The sequence below is a fragment of the Bordetella genomosp. 4 genome (assembly GCF_002261185.1).
GTDB lineage: Bacteria > Pseudomonadota > Gammaproteobacteria > Burkholderiales > Burkholderiaceae_B > Bordetella_A.
Window position 1 is genome coordinate 467,786 of record NZ_NEVQ01000012.1, and the last position, 19,020, is coordinate 486,805.

The 19,020-nt window shown below is 58.5% G+C and carries 21 protein-coding genes; 12 read left to right on the forward strand and 9 right to left on the reverse strand.

Annotation, left to right across the window (positions count from 1 at the left end; all coding sequences use genetic code 11):
* The first annotated feature begins 101 nt into the window (after positions 1 to 101).
* Both CAL20_RS10120 and CAL20_RS10125 read left to right on the forward strand, forming a co-directional pair.
* On the forward strand, positions 102 to 866 hold the full coding sequence (locus CAL20_RS10120; RefSeq protein ID WP_094837770.1) for a 3-oxoacyl-ACP reductase family protein: 765 nt from the start codon (positions 102 to 104) through the stop codon (positions 864 to 866).
* A gap of 96 nt (positions 867 to 962) precedes the next feature.
* Positions 963 to 1,577 (forward strand): NADPH-dependent F420 reductase, encoded by a 615-nt coding sequence (locus tag CAL20_RS10125; RefSeq protein ID WP_094837771.1) that lies wholly within the window; start codon positions 963 to 965, stop codon positions 1,575 to 1,577.
* A gap of 94 nt (positions 1,578 to 1,671) precedes the next feature.
* Here the strand turns inward: CAL20_RS10125 and CAL20_RS10130 are convergent, their stop codons facing one another.
* Entirely contained in the window at positions 1,672 to 2,415 is a 744-nt protein-coding gene (locus CAL20_RS10130; RefSeq protein WP_218830703.1) for an SDR family oxidoreductase, read from the reverse strand.
* Positions 2,416 to 2,947: 532 nt separating this feature from the next.
* On the opposite strand from CAL20_RS10130, the gene CAL20_RS10135 reads away from it, so the two are divergent.
* Entirely contained in the window at positions 2,948 to 3,373 is a 426-nt protein-coding gene (locus CAL20_RS10135; RefSeq protein WP_094837772.1) for a winged helix-turn-helix transcriptional regulator, read from the forward strand.
* Between the two features lie 43 nt (positions 3,374 to 3,416).
* Entirely contained in the window at positions 3,417 to 3,596 is a 180-nt protein-coding gene (locus tag CAL20_RS25870) for a zinc-binding dehydrogenase (protein ID WP_373558291.1), read from the forward strand.
* A 208-nt stretch (positions 3,597 to 3,804) separates the two neighbouring features.
* Here the strand turns inward: CAL20_RS25870 and CAL20_RS10145 are convergent, their stop codons facing one another.
* The 7 genes from CAL20_RS10145 to aceE form a co-directional block, all read right to left on the reverse strand.
* Complete coding sequence (locus tag CAL20_RS10145) at positions 3,805 to 4,311, reverse strand: flavin reductase family protein (RefSeq protein ID WP_094837815.1); 507 nt, start codon at positions 4,309 to 4,311, stop codon at positions 3,805 to 3,807.
* A gap of 104 nt (positions 4,312 to 4,415) precedes the next feature.
* Positions 4,416 to 5,444 carry a methionine synthase gene (locus CAL20_RS10150; protein ID WP_094837774.1) on the reverse strand — a complete coding sequence of 343 codons (1,029 nt, stop codon included), beginning with the start codon at positions 5,442 to 5,444 and terminating at the stop codon, positions 4,416 to 4,418.
* A 26-nt stretch (positions 5,445 to 5,470) separates the two neighbouring features.
* On the reverse strand, positions 5,471 to 6,457 hold the full coding sequence (locus CAL20_RS10155) for a DUF1852 domain-containing protein (protein ID WP_094837775.1): 987 nt from the start codon (positions 6,455 to 6,457) through the stop codon (positions 5,471 to 5,473).
* A gap of 225 nt (positions 6,458 to 6,682) precedes the next feature.
* Complete coding sequence (locus CAL20_RS10160) at positions 6,683 to 7,195, reverse strand: GNAT family N-acetyltransferase (protein ID WP_094837776.1); 513 nt, start codon at positions 7,193 to 7,195, stop codon at positions 6,683 to 6,685.
* A complete protein-coding gene (locus tag CAL20_RS10165) occupies positions 7,192 to 7,518 on the reverse strand; it encodes a hypothetical protein (RefSeq protein ID WP_094837777.1) in 327 nt (108 codons plus the stop codon). Before CAL20_RS10165 ends, CAL20_RS10160 begins: the two co-directional genes overlap by 4 nt.
* Before the next feature lie 496 nt (positions 7,519 to 8,014).
* Positions 8,015 to 8,491, reverse strand: coding sequence for an NUDIX hydrolase (locus CAL20_RS10170; RefSeq protein ID WP_094837778.1), 477 nt, complete (start codon positions 8,489 to 8,491; stop codon positions 8,015 to 8,017).
* 116 nt (positions 8,492 to 8,607) lie between these two features.
* On the reverse strand, positions 8,608 to 11,295 hold the full coding sequence (gene aceE, locus CAL20_RS10175; RefSeq protein WP_094837779.1) for a pyruvate dehydrogenase (acetyl-transferring), homodimeric type: 2,688 nt from the start codon (positions 11,293 to 11,295) through the stop codon (positions 8,608 to 8,610).
* A 167-nt stretch (positions 11,296 to 11,462) separates the two neighbouring features.
* Between aceE and CAL20_RS10180 the strand changes: the two genes are divergently transcribed.
* Entirely contained in the window at positions 11,463 to 11,903 is a 441-nt protein-coding gene (locus CAL20_RS10180) for a MarR family winged helix-turn-helix transcriptional regulator (protein ID WP_094837780.1), read from the forward strand.
* Between the two features lie 36 nt (positions 11,904 to 11,939).
* On the opposite strand, the gene CAL20_RS10185 is transcribed toward CAL20_RS10180, so the two are convergent.
* A complete protein-coding gene (locus CAL20_RS10185; protein ID WP_094837781.1) occupies positions 11,940 to 13,055 on the reverse strand; it encodes a transketolase-like TK C-terminal-containing protein in 1,116 nt (371 codons plus the stop codon).
* Between the two features lie 103 nt (positions 13,056 to 13,158).
* On the opposite strand from CAL20_RS10185, the gene CAL20_RS10190 reads away from it, so the two are divergent.
* The 7 genes from CAL20_RS10190 to CAL20_RS10220 all read left to right on the forward strand — a co-directional run bounded on the left by CAL20_RS10190 (position 13,159) and on the right by CAL20_RS10220 (position 19,008).
* Positions 13,159 to 13,827: a glutathione S-transferase family protein gene (locus CAL20_RS10190; protein ID WP_094837782.1), complete on the forward strand. Its 669-nt coding sequence runs from the start codon at positions 13,159 to 13,161 to the stop codon at positions 13,825 to 13,827.
* Between the two features lie 4 nt (positions 13,828 to 13,831).
* Positions 13,832 to 14,155: a DMT family transporter gene (locus tag CAL20_RS10195; RefSeq protein WP_094837783.1), complete on the forward strand. Its 324-nt coding sequence runs from the start codon at positions 13,832 to 13,834 to the stop codon at positions 14,153 to 14,155.
* 421 nt (positions 14,156 to 14,576) lie between these two features.
* A complete protein-coding gene (locus CAL20_RS10200; RefSeq protein WP_254923962.1) occupies positions 14,577 to 15,407 on the forward strand; it encodes an N-acyl homoserine lactonase family protein in 831 nt (276 codons plus the stop codon).
* A 7-nt stretch (positions 15,408 to 15,414) separates the two neighbouring features.
* Positions 15,415 to 16,371 (forward strand): ABC transporter ATP-binding protein, encoded by a 957-nt coding sequence (locus CAL20_RS10205; RefSeq protein WP_094837784.1) that lies wholly within the window; start codon positions 15,415 to 15,417, stop codon positions 16,369 to 16,371.
* Complete coding sequence (locus tag CAL20_RS10210; RefSeq protein ID WP_094820619.1) at positions 16,368 to 17,081, forward strand: ABC transporter permease; 714 nt, start codon at positions 16,368 to 16,370, stop codon at positions 17,079 to 17,081. The genes CAL20_RS10205 and CAL20_RS10210 overlap by 4 nt, the downstream gene beginning before the upstream one ends.
* Positions 17,078 to 18,454, forward strand: coding sequence for a GldG family protein (locus tag CAL20_RS10215; protein ID WP_094837785.1), 1,377 nt, complete (start codon positions 17,078 to 17,080; stop codon positions 18,452 to 18,454). The genes CAL20_RS10210 and CAL20_RS10215 overlap by 4 nt, the downstream gene beginning before the upstream one ends.
* Positions 18,451 to 19,008, forward strand: a complete 558-nt coding sequence (locus CAL20_RS10220) for an electron transporter SenC (protein ID WP_094820621.1) — start codon at positions 18,451 to 18,453, stop codon at positions 19,006 to 19,008. Before CAL20_RS10215 ends, CAL20_RS10220 begins: the two co-directional genes overlap by 4 nt.
* Positions 19,009 to 19,020: the final 12 nt, after the last annotated feature.

The following is a 19,020-nucleotide window of genomic DNA, read 5'->3' on the forward strand; positions in this document are numbered from 1 at the left end:
CGAATGCTTGAAGATGATCCAAGCCATTTGATACTAATCAACAAGCAATAAAAGCGCGAAAGTCACTCCACCGAATCCTCGGCATTTAAACGGAGTGACCTATGAATGACATAACTTCTACCCAATCGCTTCCGCTGGTCGGCAAGACGGCTTTCGTCACCGGTGGTTCTCGCTCAATCGGAGCGGCCATCACCAAGCAACTCGCTGCCGACGGCGCCCAAGTCGCCTTCACCTACCGCGGTTCGCCTGACTCGGCCAAGCAAACGATCGCGGACATCGAGGCGGTAGGTGGCCGCGCGCTGGCCATCGTAGCCGACGCTGCGGACCCGGACGCCGTGCGCGCGGCCATCACCAAGACGGTCGAGACATTTGGCGGTCTGGACATTCTGGTGAACAACGCCGGAATCGCGTTGGCGAGCCCGATCGACCAGATTACGTTCGAGGACTATCAAGCAATGCTCGCGGTCAACGTCACGGGTGTGTTCGTTGCCACGCAGGAAGCCGTACGCCACATGAGGGAAGGTGGCCGCATCGTGCACATCGGTAGTTCGGCGACGAAATATGCCGGTGTGCCCGGCCTCTCGGTGTACGGACTGACCAAGGGAGCCATCGCTGGCTTGAACCGCAGCTTGGCATACGACCTGGGCCCGCGTGGCATCACCGTCAACACCGTGCACCCCGGGCCCGTAGACACGGACATGAATCCGGTCGATAGCGAGTGGGCCAAGTTGCTCATCCCCGGTATCGCGGTGGGCCGTTACGGCAAGCCGAATGAAATCGCCAGCGTCGTGGCGTTTCTCGCCAGTCCACAGGCCTCCTATGTCACGGGCGCCGACATCCTGGTCGACGGCGGCTTCACGTCTTGAGCGTCTCTGGAGTAGGCCCGTTGGCCCGCTCCACACGACTGCAAAGCCGATCTTCATCATTAGACCCAACTTCATCTTCGGTCGAGGACATTCATCATGAACACTTCGCTTCCTTCCATCGGCATCATCGGTGCAGGTCATATCGGCGCGGCATTCGCGCGCGCGCTGGCACGCTGCAGTATCCCGGCCATCCTGTCCAACAGTCGCGGGCCGGAGAGTCTGCAAGCGCTGGTACAGAGCATTGGCCCCAGCATACGCGCCGGCACACGAGCAGAAGCGGCCGCGCAGGCCATCGTGTTGGTCGCGGTGAACTGGTCGAAGTTGCCAGCTGCCCTGGCCGGGCTGCCGGATTTCGAGGGGCGCATCGTTATCGATGCTAATAATCCGATCGAGGCACCGCTGTTCAAGCCCATCGATCTTCATGGCCGCACATCGAGCCAGTCATTCGCCGATCTGGTGCCGGGCGCGCACGTTGTGAAGGCATTCAATCATCTACGTCCGCAACTGCTCTTCGCTGATCCAGCGGAGCGCGGAGGGCGACGCGTTCTGTTCTTTGCTGGCGACGATGCCCGCGCCAAGGCGCAGGTCAGTGCGTTGATCGATCAGTTGGGCTTCGCGGGTATCGATCTTGGCACGCTGGCCGTGGGTGGGCGCATGACGCAGTTCCCAGGTGGACCACTGCCCTCGCTAGAACTGGTGCAGTTTGGTTGACAGCCGCACCCCAATACACCATCGACGATCATCTATGGGACTGACGTCTGCGTAATCCGATAGGCGGCGACCACCTTATCGGGGGAGACGTGTTTTAGACAATGCCGCCGTTGGCAAACACGGTTTGGCCATTGATCCACCAGCCGTCATTGCTGCACAGCGTGGAAATCACTCGGGCAATATCTTCAGGCTCGCCCAAACGCTTGTGCGGCGTGCGCTGCGCGAAGCCCGCGATTTGCTCATCGGTTTTGCCGTCGGTGAACAAGGTAGTGTTCACTAAGCCCGGCGCAATCGCATTGACTGAAATATTGCGGCCTTCCAGTTCCTTGGCCAGTACGTTGGCAAACAAATCTTGCGCCGCTTTGGAGGCCGCGTATGGGCCGTAAGTCGGGCTGCGCAGTTTGGTGATGCTGGAAGACAAGGCGATGATGCGGCCACCATCTCGCACCCGCTGGGCGGCTTCACGCAACACGTTGAAGCTCCCCTTGATGTTTACCGCCATCATCCGGTCGAAATCGGCATCGCGCATTTGGATGAATGGCGCCAGGCGCATGATGCCGGCGTTGCTCACCACCACATCCACGCCGCCAAATGCTTCCTGGGTGGCCGCAAACAAGCGGCGCACCGCCTCCGGATCACTGACGTCAGCCTGTACGCTGATCGCCTTGCCGCCCGCCTGGGTGATGTGTGCAGCCACCGCCTCGGCCAGCGCTTGGTTGACCAGATAGTTGACCGTCACGCTATAACCGTCTGCGGCCAACTGCTTGGCCGTTGCGGCACCAATGCCACGTGAGGAACCGGTGACCAGCGCCACTTTGCCATTGGCGGGTTTTGGCATGTTGAGATCAGTAACGCCTGACGCGGCCGTTGCCGCAGTTGTGCCCCCGCCCATCAGCATGGCCGCAGGCGCTGCCAATGCCGCTGACCGCAGGAAGCGACGGCGCGAGTGGCCGGTGTGCTCAATCTCAGTGGATGTGTCGATAACGTCGGTTGACATTGCAAACTCCTCGTCGTTTGAAACGGTTGGAAAAATCGGGAAAAGCGCGGTGATCGATATGCGGCTTTCATCGATACGGCCTCGCTCACCGTCGTAGAGCGTTTTAGGCGAAGCCGCCATCATCCGGCCGCTGGTCCACGCGCCTCGCTCACTCGCCAGAATCGAAACGGCCTTGGCAATGTCTTGCGGCTCATCTAAACGCCACGGGCAAGCGATGGACGAGGCGAAGATTAATTTCTATACTCTCTTTTGGGAAGAAGGCACCTGAAAGTGCTATACACACCTTTTGGTAAGAAATAGAACAAACGTCGTCGGGGATAGCCAATTCCCTTCACTGGCGCGCCGCTGAAGCACCGCATTCACAGGAACATGCATGAGCATCGATTTCGTCAAACACGCCCGAGTACGAGCCAAACTGGCCGCAGTGCAGCCCCCGGACCCGCGCATACAGGCCTTGGTGAATGAAGTGATCGCACGGGTGGCCGACAAATGGACAATGATCATCCTCGACGTGCTGGCCGAACACGGCCCGTTGCGCTTCACCCAGTTGGCTGGGAAAGTCAGCGGCATCAGCCAGAAGATGCTGACGCAAACACTGCGCGAGATGGAACGCGAAGGACTGGTGATCCGCACCGTTTTCCCTGTGGTACCGCCAAAAGTGGAATACCAACTGACTGATCTAGGCCTTAGCCTGGGCGCGGCATTTTGCGGCGTGTGGGTCTGGGCTGAGCAGAGCTTGGAAGCTATTGAGCGATCCCGTGCAGCCTACGACCAGCGCAATGGCAAAAGGGGCAGCTAATAGTTGTTCCGCAACTACGACGCAAACCCTGTTTGGCGTGTTCATGGGACCGCTTTTCGAGAGGCCCGCTGTCCGCTCAAGTGTGGACGACCTGTTGCAAGCCGTCGCCACTGGGCGCTTCCGGGCCGTCATCGACCGAACGTTCCCCTTGGCCGAAGCCGCCGCAGCCCACGAATTCGCCGAGACGGCAGAGCCGCTTGGCCGCATCGTCTTGACGCCGTGAAGCGTGTTCGGCCAGTGTAAGTACTGCGGGCGAACTGCGAGCAGGCCAATTCAGACGCGCAGATCCCGTGCATGTTACTTGAGCGATCGCTAACGCGTGTGCGGGTCACCAGTCCCGCACGACTACCGTCCTACCGATGCAAGACGATCTTTGTCATCTGTACGTGCGCGGTGGGTTACACCAGTCCGTCCCAATTCAGTCCGCAAGTTCACTCGGCTGACACTCCCAGGTTGCAATATTTCCCTTTGAAGTACAGCAGTGGGTGCGTGGCAATGGCTTCTTGCCGGTGTAATGATTTCACTTCACCAATCACTATCAAGTGATCGCCCGCAGGATGTTCGGCGTGAATTTCGCAGTCGAACCAGTGCAGGCAGCCGGCAATGATCGGATTGCCCAGTGGCGATGGCCGCCATTCGACATCGTGCCACTTCGCCGCGCCTCGTTGAGCGAACTGATTGGAAATCCTGACCTGCGCATTTGACAGGATATTGACCACGAAACGGCCTGCTTGGCGAATCTTGGGATAGCTGTACGAACTCGCCATGACGTTGAATGACACCAGAGGTGGATTCATGGACACGCTATGGAACGACTGGCAAGTGAAACCAACCGGCTCGTCATCGATGTGCGATGTAATCACCGTGACACCGGATGCGTAGTGCCCGAGCGCTTCGCGAAAGCGAGATGGCTCGATAGCGGTGCTGGCAAGTGACATATGGATTGGGATCCTGAATGCATGGCCATCGACGATGGCGTCCTGATCGATCCTGCGCATGCGGCGCAGGATCGGTGATAGTACTGTGCTGCTTCAGTGCTGCATCAGGCCGAGAGTTCTTTCCGGACGATTTCTGCGCCTGCGCTTAACGCCTGCAGCTTGCCTCTGGCCACGCCGCGAGGCAAGGGGGCCATGCCGCAGTTGGTCGAAGGATAGAGCTTGTCGGCATCGACAAACTGAAGTGCCTTGCGCAGCGTATTGGCGACTTCCTCGGGGGTTTCAATGGTGTTGGTTGCCACGTCAATGGCCCCCACCATCACTTTTTTACCTCGAATGAGCTCAATCAGATCCATGGGCACATGCGAGTTCTGGCATTCCAGCGAGACGATATCGATACCGGATTTTTGCAGCTTGGGGAAAGACTCTTCATACTGCAGCCACTCTGACCCCAGCGTCTTTTTCCAATCGGTATTGGCTTTGATTCCATAGCCGTAGCAGATATGTACGGCCGTTTCGCATTTAAGGCCTTCAATTGCTTTTTCTAACGTGGCAACGCCCCAGTCATTCACCTCGTCAAAGAAAACATTGAATGCGGGTTCATCGAATTGGATGATGTCTACGCCGGCAGCTTCGAGCTCTTTGGCTTCTTGATTGAGAATCTTGGCGAATTCCCAAGCTAGTTTTTCACGGCTCTTGTAGTGGCTATCGTAGAGCGTATCAATCATGGTCATGGGGCCTGGCAGCGCCCATTTGATGGGTTGTTTGGTCTGCTGGCGTAAAAACTTGGCGTCTTCGACAAAAACTGGCTTTTGGCGAGAAACCGCGCCAACAACAGTCGGTACGCTGGCATCATAGCGATCGCGAATTCTGACGGTCTGGCGTTTCTCAAAATCAACGCCGCTCAGGTGCTCAATGAATGTAGTGACGAAGTGCTGGCGCGATTGCTCACCATCGCTGACGATATCGATCCCTGCGTGTTCTTGCTCGTGCAATGACAAACGCAAAGCATCTTGCTTGCCCTCAATCAATGCTTCGTCTTGCAGTTTCCACGGTGACCAGAGAGTCTCTGGTTGAGCCAGCCAGGACGGTTTGGGCAAGCTGCCAGCAGTGGAGGTGGGGAGCAATTTTTTCATGATAGGTAGTCTTTTATTAGGGCAAATCAAAGCGCGTAATTAGCAGCGGACCATTGCTCGAGAATGGGTCCGTAGGGTTTGATGAAATGCTCATCAACGAATTTCCCCTGCTCAATGGCCAGTCGGCTACGCTCTTCTCGATCGTAAACAATTCGAGTCAGTGAATAATCCTGATGCTTCAGGCTCGGCTGGTAGGATTTTCCCGCGGCTGAATTCGCGTTGTAAATTTCAGGGCGGTAAATCTTTTGGAAAGTATCCATCGTGCTGATGGTGCTGATGAGCTCGAGGTTGGTGTAATCACTGAGCAAATCGCCTGAAAAATAAAAAGCCAAAGGTGCGGCACTATTTGGAGGCATGAAATAGCGAACCTTCAGCCCCATCTTGTTGAAATAGTCATCAGTCAAGGAATATTCATCCTGCTGATATTCAACGCCCAGTACAGGGTGCTGATTTTCAGTCCGAATATAGGTCTTGCTGCTCGAAACACTGAGGCATATGACGGGCGGCTTATTGAAATTCTCTTTGTAAGCGTTCGAATTGACAAAGGCCTTGAACAGTTTTCCGTGCAGCTCGCCAAAGTTATCAGGCGTGCTGAATGTGGGTTGATTCTCATTGTGCTGCCGGAGCAGCACGCTAAAATCATAATCTCGCACGTAAGAGGAAAAATTATTTCCTACCATGCCCTCGATACGTTCGTTGATCTTTCGATCGATAATGCTTGCTTTCAATATCTCGATCAAGGGGAGGGCATTGTCAGTGCTTGCCGCATCAATGCTCATTTCAACGGAAATGATCTCAAGCTCGACTGTATAGCGATCGCCTTTTGGATTATCCCAATGCGCTAAAGCATTGAAACGATTGTCAATCATCCTCAAGGTGTTGCGCAGATTCTCCTGGCGACTATCGCCTCTGGCCAGATTGGCAAAGTTGGTCGTGATGCGCGTGTTATCTGCCGGATGGTAGTTTTCGTCGAAGCAAGTACTCTTAATGGTAAATTTAAAATCTTTGTTCATCGCAATCTGGCGTCCTGAATCCTGAGGTGAGACCTCGGCTTTATTTCTTTGCCAGACCGTTTCGGTTTTATTTACTGGCTTTATCACTCAGCAGTTTGTATATTTTCTGCAATCAAGAGCAGTGCGTATTCTATGCTGTGCATTGAGTGAATAATAATGAAATGATTTCATTCCAGTATTAGTCATGCTCATGATCTGATGCGCGGCCAATCGGCTGCCGAAGCGTCAAAGTAGTTTCCTCATGGCGCAACGCTGCGCCATAGGTAACCCTGCACGTTCCTCGGCGTCCAATATGGTCTTGAGCCGAGGTGTGAGATTTTCTTGATTCAGCGTAACGAATCCAAGCCTCTGGTAATAAGGCTCATTCCAAGGAACTTTCCTGAATGTGGTCAAGGTCAGCGCGCTGGCCCCTCGATCGATGGCTAACTGCTGCGCCGCTTGTATCAATTCCCGTCCGATCCCGCGTCCCTGTTGTTCGCGATGGACCGCAATCTGCCACACGTGCAGGGCGTCTGCTGTCATCTCACCGTTCAGAAAGGCCACGATGCTGTGACCGTTCAGTTCTGCGATGAAAGCAACGCCTCCTGCGATCAGAGCACGATGTTGCTCCTCCGACTGAACATCGTCGTCGGCGATCCATTCCAGCCCTGGCCATTGCCGGAATATCTCACCGGAACTGCGTTCGACCTCGGGTAAAACGGGGGCGTCACAGTCGCGTGCGGGCCTGATGCTGATCATATGCGGCGGTTAGCGGAGGAACGCCGCCGCTTTGACCAAACCATTCGCAGCAATAGCAGGATGCACTCCCACGCCAATCCGAGCAGGCCGCCGGCGAGGAACAACAGAGAAATCAACATCAGCCAGCCGGCCACCGTCATGGTGTAAAGCGCGCCGCCTATATCGACTCCCCGTACGATGCACGCTTGCGCGTAGCCCTCATGCAGTTGGCAGCCATTCAGGTCAGCGATGAAGCCAGCAAGCGTGACTGAAATCATGGGGGCAACCCCGATGACAACCAGCAGTATCAGAACGCGTATCCGTGCCGGTATTCTCGTTTTCATTTGATCGTAGGAGCCCCTTGCGCGTGATGCCCAAGGATCTGTGACGCGCCTGGTGTAAGGTCAAAGGTTTCAGCGATGATAGGGTATTTTTTCATAAATCTGATGCCGCCCGAGCTGGATTCTATGGTGGCTCGGCACAACGCAAGATCTCTCTGTCACGCGTCTATAAAGTGCGATTTTCAAAAAGCAGGGTCGGTTTGACTATACCGGTTATGCGGGGAATTACCTTTGAACATGTCCTTCCCTTGGTTAGGGCTGGCAGGCGCAATCGCGTTACTCCTGCTCCTATTCGGGGCCGACGTTCTTCGCAGCGATAACGCTATCTCGCGATGGCGGGACCTGACCTGGCTGTCATGGGCGGGAACGGCGGCTTACCTCACGCATTACATCGAGGAATATGGTAAACGCGGGATTGCTTATCGTCATACCTTGGCTGGCCGAACGCTGGCGCGGAGGCTTTCTGATCCGCCCGTCGGGATCATAAGAACATCGGCAACTATCTCTGCGCGATCTCCTGCGCAAAGACAGCGGCCGCTTGATGTGCCACTTCTGCCACATTCAGGCTCATCGCCAGTTTGCATTCATTCAACTCTTCCAAGGCGAACCACTTTGCCTCGAGCGCGTCGTCGCCGCCCACCGGCGCCCCGGATTGCCATTTGCAGAGCACGGCAATCAGCACGAAATGCTGACGAAGTTGCCCTTTGTCGTCACGGCCGAACACATCGACAGCCGTGAAGACACGGTGCGCTTCGGCGCGGACGCCGGTTTCTTCCAACAGTTCGCGAACGGCGGCGCTTTTGATGGTTTCGCCGATTTTGATTTTTCCACCGGGAAACCCCCAGCTCCCGGCGTCGGGCGGATTGGCCCGGCGCACCAGCAGGATTTTTTCATCGTGGAATACGGCCGCGATGGTCCCTGCGATGGGGCGGGGTACCGGCTGCGCAGAAGACGATGGATAGCTGCTATCTGACATAATGGCCTCGCATAATGAGATAAGCACAGAGGCAAAGCATCAAGCCGCCGGCAACTCAGGCACTGCAGAGCAGGTGCCTCTATGGTTGCCGGCAAGCTGGCCATCACCGTTCGGTATCAGACGGCCGCGGGATCGATTTTCTCGGCATCGATACCATACCGTACCATGGCCTCACGGATCTTTGCACGGGGCAGCCGTCCCTCGTCAACGCATGCCTTGATCGCGGCCAGCACGATGAAGGTTCGGTCCACCTCGAAAAAAGCACGCAGTGACTCGCGGGTATCCGAGCGGCCGAAACCGTCCGTGCCGAGGCTGATAAAGCCGCGATTCTTGACGAAGGGGCGGATCTGGTCGCCGACGATCTTCATATAGTCGGTTGCCAGCACGACAGGGCCGGTACGGTCTCGCAGGCATTGCTGAACATACGGGATGCGCGGCTCGTCTTCCGGATGCAGCATATTCCAACGCTCGGCAGCCATGCCATCACGGCGCAGTTCAGTCAGGCTCGTCGCGCTCCAGACATCGCTGGAAATACCGAAGTCTTGCTCCAGCAGTTCACTCGCTGCAATGACTTCACGCAGAATCGCGCCGCTGCCCATCAGTTGTACATGCGGTCTGCTGGCCGGCTCTGACGCGGAGTCCTGCTTCGCGCCGTCGCGCAACAGGTAAATCCCTCGGAGAATACCGGCCTCGCTTCCTGGCGGCAGTGCGGGGTTCGGGTAGTTTTCGTTGAGCAGGGTGATGTAGTAGTAAATGTCTTCCTGTTCCGCATACATTCGGCGCAACCCGTCCTGGATGATGACTGCCAGTTCATAGGCAAAGGTGGGGTCATACGACACGCAATTCGGTATCACCGACGACAGTACGTGGCTATGGCCATCATCGTGCTGCAAGCCTTCTCCCATGAGCGTAGTGCGGCCCGATGTGGCGCCCAGCAAGAACCCCCGCGTGCGTGCGTCGCCCGCCGCCCACGCCAGATCGCCCACGCGTTGCAGGCCGAACATGGAATAGAAGATATAAAACGGGATGGCCGCCAAACCATGATTGCTGTAGGCCGTTCCCGCGGCGATCCATGATGCAATCGCACCGGATTCGTTAATGCCTTCTTGCAGGATTTGGCCGTCTTTAGCCTCTTTGTAGTAGCTCAGCTGGCCGGCGTCCTGTGGGGTATAGAGTTGTCCCACGTACGAATGGATGCCGATCTGGCGAAACAGGCCTTCCATGCCGAAGGTGCGCGATTCGTCGGGTACGATGGGAACGACGAGCTTGCCCAGATGTGGGTCTTTGAGCAGCGTGGTCAGGATACGCACGAACGACATGGTGGTCGACACACCGCGCTCGCCGCTATCTTTCAGTTGCGTCGCGAAAGCGCTGAGCGGCGGAACCTGCAACGGGGCGACTTGGCTGATACGCGCCGGGACATGACCGCCGAGCGCGGCCCGGCGGCGCGCGAAATAGCGGGCTTCTTCGCTGTCGGGCGCAGGTTTCAGATAGGGCATGTCCTCGAGCTGGTCGTCGGGCACGGGCAGCGAGAATCGATCGCGGAACGCGCGCACGGCATCAGCGCTCATCTTCTTGAGCTGATGGTTGACGTTCTGGCCTTCGCCGGCCTCGCCCATGCCGAAACCCTTGACCGTTTTGACCAGAACGACGGTCGGACGGCCTTTGGTGCCGACGGCCTGTGCGTAGGCGGCATGTACTTTCTCTGGGTCGTGGCCCCCGCGTGTCAATGCCCAGATTTCATCGTCCGACAGGTGCGCGACCAACTCCAGCAGTTGCGGATACTTGCCGAAGAAATGCTCGCGCACATAAGCGCCGTTCTGGGATTTGAATGTCTGGTATTCACCGTCGACACATTCCATCATGCGTTGACGCAGCAGCCCGCTGGTATCGCGCTTGAGCAGATCGTCCCAGCCGCTGCCCCACAACACCTTGACGACGTTCCAGCCCGCGGCCCGGAAGGTGCCTTCGAGTTCTTGAACGATCTTGCTGTTGCCTCTGACTGGGCCGTCCAAGCGTTGCAGATTGCAATTGACGACAAATATCAAGTTGTCCAGGCGTTCCCGCCCGGCGACCGAGATGGCTGCCAGCGATTCGGGCTGGTCCATTTCTCCGTCACCCAGAAAGGCCCACACTTTGCGGCCCTGATGCTCCAGCAGCCCGCGGTACTCGAGATACCGCATGAATCGCGCCTGGTAGGCCGCCGTCAACGGGCCCAATCCCATCGACACAGTGGGGAATTGCCAGAAATCCGGCATCAGGCGTGGGTGGGGGTATGAGGATAGGCCGTCGCGCCCGGCCTCTCGACGGAAATTGTCCAGTTGTTCTTCGGTGATGCGTCCTTCCAGATAGGCGCGCGCATAAATACCCGGTGCGGAATGTCCCTGTATGTAAACCATATCGCCGCCGAAAGTCTCGGTGCGGCCCCGGAAAAAGTGATTGAAACCCACGTCATAGAGCACGGCAGCCGATTGGTATGTGGCAATGTGTCCGCCGACATTGGAATGCTTGCCGGCGCGCAGCACCATGACCATCGCGTTCCAGCGGATGTAGGCGTTCAACCGGTGTTCGATGGTGAGGTCGCCGGGGTAGGCGGACTGTCGGTCTTTCGGGATGGTATTGATGTAGGCGCTCGTGACACGCTCATGCAGGTTGCCGTGTCTGGATGCATCGAATTCAGTGAGCTGGTCGATCAGGTAGTGCGTGCGTGAGCGGCCCTCGACTGCCTCCACGGCCTCCAGCGCTTGCAGCCACTCTTGGGTTTCCAGCGGGTCGACATCGACCAAGGCGAGGGGGGGATTCATAGTGGGCCTCCGGGAAAAAAAGCAATGTGTTAAAGCGGTGCCGGCGTCGGCCAGCCTGGCGTGGTCCAGACACCGATAGACGATTTATGGATTGCAAATGCAATCGTAATCCGTGGGATTCTAAGTCAGCTACAATTGCAAATGCAACTGAAACGAAGGAACCTGCTATGACGAAGGACGGAACGGATCTGTGGTTTTCGTTTGTGCGCACCCATCGCTTGATGATTCGCGAGGTAGAGAGCCGCCTGGCGGCGACCAAGCTGCCGGCCTACGCCTGGTACGACGTATTGTGGGGACTGGAAAGCGGGCCGCAGGGCGCTCGGCGCATGCACGAGCTGGCCGACGCCCTGGCGATAGAGCGTTACAACCTGACGCGGCTGGTAGATCGCCTGGAACAAGAGGGATTGGTCACGCGTACGCGCTCGCCGGAAGACGGCCGCGCCGCGTATGCCAGCATCACAAAAGAAGGGCGCGCGCTACGCAGGAAAATGTGGAAGGTGTACGAAAGCACTGTAGCAGAGGTTTTCTTGAATCAGTTCAGCGCCGATGAGCAGGCAAAGTTTGCCAAAGCACTGGATCGAGCTGCCGCCGTGGCCCGCGGTCAGTGATTCAATGTGCCGCGAGCGTGGCAGAGCCGCCGGATTTCAGGCCAACGAATAGCGTTTCACCGCGTGTTCCGCTAGACGCTTGGGAACGGTGCCCTCATCGCTGAGCGTTTTAAGCGCAAGGGCTGCAATCCATTGAGCGCCGGGAGGTCGCCTCGCTGCTGAGTGACAGTCGTTGCCCATTGCGACAAAACGCGCGGAGACGAATCCGCCAATCTGATTGGCAATGTGTTGCCCATAGCCGGTCACCGCGAGTACAGGTGATTGTCCGGACCCCAGGCAAGCCTGGATATGGGGCGTCCTTTTCGGTGATAGGGGATGGAGCGTGTTCCAGTGTTCGGACTCGTATCCGTCCCGTGCCAGGCGCGTATAGCTGGGACAACTCCAGACCTCGCTCGTGATATTCCACTCGGCTTGCAGCAGGGCGGCTGCCTGGATCACTGTTTCCAAGGCCTTGCCGGCTCCCAGCAGACGGACATCAGGCGCACGCGGACCGGACACGGCATTGATCCGATACATTCCCTTGTACGCATCATGCACATTGGCTTGCGCTGGTATCGGCGCCTGGCAGTCGTCATCGTGCAGCGTCAGATAGCAGAATCCCGGCTCGTTATTTATGTACAGGGCGTGTAGGGCAGAGCGCAGAATCGCGAGCGCTTCTTGGCCTGACGCGGGATCGTAGGGAATGCAGTTCAGGCGGTTGGCAAGCCAGAGGGGGACTGCGGGCTGCACGCTTTTGGGCCATCGTGACGCGGCCGTCTCGGCATCGTTGAACACGATGCCGCGCTCAGCAGCCTCGAATATCGCAGCGCGCAGCCTGGCCACGGACTCGGATCGCAATAGATACAGCAGCGGCACCTCGCTGCGATTGGCACTATCTCGAAACCAGAGCGGCCAGGCGCTGATATTTCCGGCTTGATGGGCCGGTTGCGGCGCTGCCCCCGATTTTCCTGGCGATGCTTTCACGACCCAGACCTTGCCGTTGGTCAGTTTGTTTTGCTCCAGGGCCTGAACGATGGTTTGGACGGCGTGGTAGGGAGATCCGGCGAAACAGTTTCGCTCTACATCTTCCGCAGCAAGTGTTTCGAGGCAGATAGCCGCTGCCTGCCGGGTTTGCTGCGTGACTGCCGCCGGGCGAAGATTTTCCAGACTCATGATTGACCTTTGTTAACAGGCTTCTTGCACGACTCTATATCGTGCCTTACGATTGCAACTGCAACTATTTTAATTGCAATTGCAATCGTAATCGAGGGCCACCATGACACAACCTAGCGATCTTGCTTTCTATACGGCAGACACCCCCAATGGGCAGAAGGTCAGCATTTTTCTCAAAGAGGCCGGGCTGGCTTATGAGCAATTCGACCTGGACCTTGGGCGCGGCGATCAACATCGGCCGGATTTCCTGAAAATCAACCCGAACGGCAAGATTCCGGCCATCGTTGATCGAAAGGCCGGTCTCGCAGTTTTCGAATCAGGCGCCATACTTTCTTATCTTTCATCGAAGACGGGGTGCCTGCTGCCTACGACGCAGGCGGAGAATATCGCCGTGCAGCAATGGCTGCATTTCCAGATTGGCGGTATCGGGCCGATGCTGGGGCAGCTATGGTGGTTTTTGCATGCGTCGAAAACAGATAACACTGAGGCAATACAGCGGTACCGGACGCAATCGCTGCGTCTTTACCAAGTGACGGATACCCGCTTGAGCGGGTCCGCCTTCATCGCCTCGAACAACTACAGCATTGCCGATATTGCTGCGTTCTCTTGGCTCAGAACCTGGGAGGAATTGCATCTGGACATCACGCCTTACCCGCATGTCCGACGGTGGCTCGAGGAGATAGCTGCACGGCCCGCCGTGCAGGCGGGGCTTTTGGCAACCAAGGTGTCTTCCCGCCCCGTCACCGAACTGCCAAATTCGACCGGAGGCTGAGAGCATGGCGTGGACTTATTTGCTTCTCGCCGCAGGCTTAGAAATTGTGATGGGTCTCTGCCTCAAATTAAATGCGGGCTGGACCAAGCCCGGACCGAGCGCCATCGCGGTCATAGCAGGGCTGGGCAGCATCTATTTGCTGGCATTGGCCTTGCGTTCGTTACCCGTCGGGATGGCTTACGCTATCTGGACAGGTATCGGCACGATTGGTCTGGTGCTTGTGGGTGTGCTGGCATTTCAGGACCAGATGAGCTGGCCACGAGCTTTCTTCTTGGGATTGGCGTGCATCGGAATCATCGGATTGCGTTTTTCCGAAGCGGCGGCATGAGAACTCCCGTCACACACGGCTATCGATGCTGCATCGCCGGCCGTGACCCTGAAAGCGCGTTGATGCCTTCGTGGAAATCGGCGCTTTCACACCCATATTCCCGATTCCCTGCGGGGTCGGCGCAACGCAAGGCCGGTCTTTCACGCCGCCGAAGGCGCACTTAATCAAACATAATTTGACAGCCCGATTGCAGCTGGGGCAGAGTGCGATTCATCTTTAGCTTGTTCGTTGTACGCCAGCGCTGGCTAGGGGAAACCCTTGCATTCATCGCCAGTCTGCGATGCTTGTTGCTACCGATTCACCCGGGATACACCGGGAGCGTTTTTGCTGGCCGCGGAGCTCGGAGCCCGGCCTTCTATAAAACCGACGTTCTTGCAGTACCAACGAGGAGACGATGATGAGGAAGGGTTGGAAAGGGCTGATGGCCGCACTGGCCATCTCGGCGGGCGCGGCTGCGCAGGCGGCAGAGACACCGGACATCAAGCTGATGCAGCTATCCGTCGGCAAGATCGAGCTGGACAAGGGTTTCATGACCGCCATGGTCGATGTCGGCACCAAGATCAAGATTCCCGTGCCGGCTTATGTGATTCAGCATCCGCGTGGCCTGGTGTTGTTCGATACCGGCATGAACCAGGCGACCGCCGATGGCAACTGCGCCAATTACTGGGGGCAGGGGCTGTGCGGCGCGTTCAATTCGATCCAGGGGCGCGACGAAGTCATCGACCGCCAGCTCAAGGCCGCTGGTTTTGATGTGAGCGACGTGAAATACGTGGTGTATTCGCACTTCCACCTGGACCACGCCGGCAATATCAAAATGTTCCCCAACGCCAAGCACGTGGTTCAAAAGGCGGAGCTGCGCGCGGCCTGGTGGCCCGAAAAATTCCAGCGCGCCGCCTATGTCATGAAAGACTTCGACACCACGCGCGACTACGACTTCATCCAGGTAGAAGGCGATTTCGACTTGTTTGGCGACGGCTCCATCGTGTTGCTGGACACCAAGGGACATACGCAGGGACACCAGTCGCTGCAGGTCAAGCTGAAAAACACCGGCATGGTGCTGCTGGCTGCCGATGCCATCTACACCGGTGAAAACGAGGCGGGCGTGATTCCGGGAATCACCTGGAATACCAACGACTCGATGCGGGCCATCGATCGGCTCAAACAGATACGCGACGCCAATCAGGGCCAGCTCTGGTATAGCCACGACGCGCAGCAGCACGCGCAGAACGCCAAGACCAAAGTCTTTGACTGAGGCGCGCATGTCAGCGGCGGTCGCGCTGGAGGGCGTTACCAAGTCGTTCGGGTCCCGGCAGGTGCTGCACGGGATCTCGCTCGCCGTGGGCAAAGGCGAGATCGTCGGGTTGCTGGGACCGAACGGCAGCGGCAAGACCACGACATTGCGGCTGATGGCGGGCTACTATGCGCCCGACAGTGGCAGCGTGACGGTTTGCGGCCGCACGCCGGCTGCGGGGCGCGGCAATGCCGATATCGGCTACTTGCCTGAGCGCGTCCCGCTGTACGACACGCTGACGGTGAGCCAGTACTTGGCGTTCGTAGCGGGCGTCAAGTTGCCTCGCGACCGCATCGGGCGCGGCCGGGCAATCGAACGGTCGCTCGATGGTTTCGATTTGCAGGGATTGGCAGGCACACCCATCGGCCGCCTGTCCAAGGGGCAGCGCCAGCGGGTAGGCCTGGCGCAGGCTGTGTTGAACGATCCGCCAGTGCTGCTGCTGGACGAGGCTACTAATGGCCTCGATCCGTTGCAGATCGTCGAGGCGCGCGCCATGATACGGCGTTGTGCAGAGGGACGGGCCGTGGTGTTTAGCAGCCACCTGATGCAGGAAGTCGAGGCGCTGTGCACTCGCATGGTGATTTTGCGCAATGGCCATCTGATAGAGGACACGTCGCTTGGGGGCACGCAGCCCTTGCTCAAATTGAGACTGGATCTGCCGCAGGCCAGGCACGCCGAGCTGCATCAGGCGCTGGCCACTTGCCCCGGGGCTCCACGGGCGCTGGTCACCTTGCTTGCCGAAGGGCTGAGCGATTGGCAGATTGCCTGGGACGAAGCCGAGGGAGAGCAGGCCTGCGATGCGGTGCTGCGGAAGGTGTTGGGCATGGCCCGCCTGCGGGCGGTGCTCGGCGCGCATGATGCGGTGGAAACGCGATTATTGGCGGCCTTGGCGCCCAACGACACAGAGATGCGGAGGCGCGCATGAGCGGGTTTGGCGCGTTGTACCGGAAAGAATTGCGCACGGATTTCGGATCGCCGGTTGCCCTGGCAGTGGTGGCGGTGTTCTGGGCGCTGGCGGGTTATCTGTTCAGCTTCAATCTGTTTTTTGTGAGTACGGGTCAGATGGTGACCTCGTTTCACAACATGACGATCTTGCTGATTTTGGTCATGCCGCTGGTGAGCATGCGGGCATTCGCCGAGGAGGCCCGTCAGGGGACGCTGGAATTGCTGCTGACCTTGCCGTTGTCGGATGCGACGCTGGTTGCCGCCAAGTTCGCAGCCGGACTGACGATGCTGGCGCTGATGCTGGCGGGCACCATGGTGGCCGTGTTGCCGTTGGCCTGGTATGGGCAGCCGGACTATGGCCCCATCGTGGGCGGCTATATCGGCGTGTTCCTGTACGGTGCGCTGTTCCTGGCCATTGGCATCGCAGTGTCCAGCGCTTGCTCGAACCAGATCGTGGCAGCCAGCGCCACCTGGGGCATCCTGGTGCTGCTGTGGTTTATCGATTATCCCGCCGCGCTGGATGCGCTGCCGGCGCTGTCGCCATTGTTCCAGGCCTTGTCGCTGTCAGCCCAGCATGTGGATTTCATCCGGGGGGTGTTGCCTGGGCCGGCCACCGTCATGCTGCTTAGCTTGGCTCTGCTGGCCCTGATGGTGGCCGCGGTAAATCTGAAGCGCTGGAGGCTGCGATGAGCGCTTCTGGCATGCGGCGCGTCGGACGGCGCTGGCTGTTATGGTTGCCGGTCGTGGCGACGGGCGCGGTACTGCTGGCGCTGAACTTGTGGGCTACGCGCAGCCTGGGCCGGCTGGACCTCACCGCGCAACAGGTGTACAGCCTGTCTGAGGAAAGCCTGGAGGCGGCGCGCGCCATCCGTCAACCCATAACAGTGACCTGGTTCTATGACCTGCGCAACAAGAGCATGGTGGATGCCCTGCATCTGTTGCGCCAATACGAGCGCGCCAACCCATTGATCCAGGTGACCGGTGTGGATCCTGCGCTGCGGCCCGCGCAAGCGCGCGCGGCCGGCATCCAGTTTGCGGGCAGCGCGGTGCTGGAATCCGGTGATCGTCGCACCACGATCAATGGTGGAACAGAAACGGACTTCACCAACGGTTTGATCCGTATCAGCCAGAACGGGTCGCAGACGATCTGCTTTACCCAGGGACATGGCGAGGCCACATTGAATAGCCTGAGCTCGCTCGACGATCTGGAAGACCACGATCACGATGAAAACCTGGTGGCACGCGTCGAAGTGCATGAACGCAATGGCCTGGCGTTGGCGCGTAATGCCTTGCGCACCTTAGGTTTCGCTACCGTAGGCGTGAATGCGGGAAGCTTGGCGCAAGCATTGCCGCATTGCACCGTGGTTGTTGTGGCAGGGCCACGCACACCGTTCGGCTCCGGGGACGTCAGCGCGTTGCGCGACTGGACCGTACGCGGCGGCAAGAGCCTGGTGCTGCTGGAACCCGACAGCGCTCACGGGTTGGGAGGTTTGCTGGCGGATTTCGGCGTGGCGCAGGCAGCTGGAGGAATAACCGATTCGGGCAGCCACTATCGCAATGACCCAGGCAGTCCCGCAGTCAGCGACTACACCCGTCACAAGTTGACGCGCGGCCTGCCATTGAGCTTTTTCCCAGGTGCCGCCGCGCTCGAACCGGCAGGAGAGAGCCTGCCGCCGGGCGTCGCGGTTACGCCCTTGGCACAGACATCGCCAGAGGCGCGGCTGCCTGGGCGTGAGCCTCAGCGCTTGACGCTGATGGCTCTGGCCACCGGCAAGGCCGGCCCAGAGGAGGGCGCGGGGCGGCCCATGCTGTTGGTCGCAGGCGACAGCGACTTTGCCACCAACCAGCACTTCGCTGCACTGGGTAACGGCGCGCTGTTCGTCAATGCGGTGACGATGCTGGCTGGCGCGGACCCACTGCTGGATATCCGGCCTCGGCATTATGAGCAGGGACGCGTAGAACTGACCAACCGCCAGATGCAGACGGTGTTTTGGACCAGCACCGTCGCCCTGCCGGCGCTGGCGCTGTTGATCGGCTTGATGATGTGGTGGAGGCGCCGATGACGGCCGCGCGTTCCTGGCTGGCGGTGCTGTTGGCGGGCGTGGCCCTGTCGATATGGCAATGGAATGAGCTGCGCGAGGCGCCGGAGCACCATGACGGACACACCCATCTGCATGACGAGCACGGCAAACCTGCGCGCTTGTACGATTGGAGTGCTGCAGACGTGGCCCAAGTAACACTGTCGACGCCGCAAGCACGAATCACCATGGATCGCGAACCAGGCGGCTGGCGTGGCGCCTCGGCTACCGATTTCGATGCAGCTGCTTTCGTCAAGCTGTTTTCACAACTGCGCAGCGAACGCCAATTGACGCCCATCGAGGGACAACCTTATGGCTTGGCGCCGCCTCATCTGCGCATTGCGCTGCAGGACGCGCAGGGTAATGCGCTGGCGCTGATGGACGTGGGCGACTTGGCGCCAGATGGCTTCAGCCGTTATGTGCAGGTGCCCGGCGAGCCGAACCTGCGCATGGTGCCGGACTACCACGTGCGCGAGCCGTTGGCGGCCATGCAGCGGTCCGCCACCATCGGTCAGGGCAATCCCCTCAAGCCACAATAATTTCGCAGGAGA

Excerpts from the sequence above, each read along its gene's own strand:
- CAL20_RS10165 (WP_094837777.1), bottom strand. The coding sequence starts at position 7,518 with ATGAAAACGAGAATACCGGCACGGATACGCGTTCTGATACTGCTGGTT.
- CAL20_RS10215 (WP_094837785.1), top strand. The coding sequence starts at position 17,078 with ATGAGCGCTTCTGGCATGCGGCGCGTCGGACGGCGCTGGCTGTTATGG.
- CAL20_RS10210 (WP_094820619.1), top strand. The coding sequence starts at position 16,368 with ATGAGCGGGTTTGGCGCGTTGTACCGGAAAGAATTGCGCACGGATTTC.
- CAL20_RS10135 (WP_094837772.1), top strand. The coding sequence starts at position 2,948 with ATGAGCATCGATTTCGTCAAACACGCCCGAGTACGAGCCAAACTGGCC.
- CAL20_RS10145 (WP_094837815.1), bottom strand. The coding sequence starts at position 4,311 with ATGTCACTTGCCAGCACCGCTATCGAGCCATCTCGCTTTCGCGAAGCG.
- CAL20_RS10155 (WP_094837775.1), bottom strand. The coding sequence starts at position 6,457 with ATGAACAAAGATTTTAAATTTACCATTAAGAGTACTTGCTTCGACGAA.
- CAL20_RS10130 (WP_218830703.1), bottom strand. The coding sequence starts at position 2,415 with ATGCCAAAACCCGCCAATGGCAAAGTGGCGCTGGTCACCGGTTCCTCA.
- CAL20_RS10150 (WP_094837774.1), bottom strand. The coding sequence starts at position 5,444 with ATGAAAAAATTGCTCCCCACCTCCACTGCTGGCAGCTTGCCCAAACCG.
- CAL20_RS10190 (WP_094837782.1), top strand. The coding sequence starts at position 13,159 with ATGACACAACCTAGCGATCTTGCTTTCTATACGGCAGACACCCCCAAT.
- CAL20_RS25870 (WP_373558291.1), top strand. The coding sequence starts at position 3,417 with ATGGGACCGCTTTTCGAGAGGCCCGCTGTCCGCTCAAGTGTGGACGAC.
- CAL20_RS10205 (WP_094837784.1), top strand. The coding sequence starts at position 15,415 with ATGTCAGCGGCGGTCGCGCTGGAGGGCGTTACCAAGTCGTTCGGGTCC.
- CAL20_RS10120 (WP_094837770.1), top strand. The coding sequence starts at position 102 with ATGAATGACATAACTTCTACCCAATCGCTTCCGCTGGTCGGCAAGACG.
- CAL20_RS10185 (WP_094837781.1), bottom strand. The coding sequence starts at position 13,055 with ATGAGTCTGGAAAATCTTCGCCCGGCGGCAGTCACGCAGCAAACCCGG.
- CAL20_RS10170 (WP_094837778.1), bottom strand. The coding sequence starts at position 8,491 with ATGTCAGATAGCAGCTATCCATCGTCTTCTGCGCAGCCGGTACCCCGC.
- CAL20_RS10180 (WP_094837780.1), top strand. The coding sequence starts at position 11,463 with ATGACGAAGGACGGAACGGATCTGTGGTTTTCGTTTGTGCGCACCCAT.
- aceE (WP_094837779.1), bottom strand. The coding sequence starts at position 11,295 with ATGAATCCCCCCCTCGCCTTGGTCGATGTCGACCCGCTGGAAACCCAA.
- CAL20_RS10160 (WP_094837776.1), bottom strand. The coding sequence starts at position 7,195 with ATGATCAGCATCAGGCCCGCACGCGACTGTGACGCCCCCGTTTTACCC.
- CAL20_RS10220 (WP_094820621.1), top strand. The coding sequence starts at position 18,451 with ATGACGGCCGCGCGTTCCTGGCTGGCGGTGCTGTTGGCGGGCGTGGCC.
- CAL20_RS10195 (WP_094837783.1), top strand. The coding sequence starts at position 13,832 with ATGGCGTGGACTTATTTGCTTCTCGCCGCAGGCTTAGAAATTGTGATG.
- CAL20_RS10125 (WP_094837771.1), top strand. The coding sequence starts at position 963 with ATGAACACTTCGCTTCCTTCCATCGGCATCATCGGTGCAGGTCATATC.
- CAL20_RS10200 (WP_254923962.1), top strand. The coding sequence starts at position 14,577 with ATGGCCGCACTGGCCATCTCGGCGGGCGCGGCTGCGCAGGCGGCAGAG.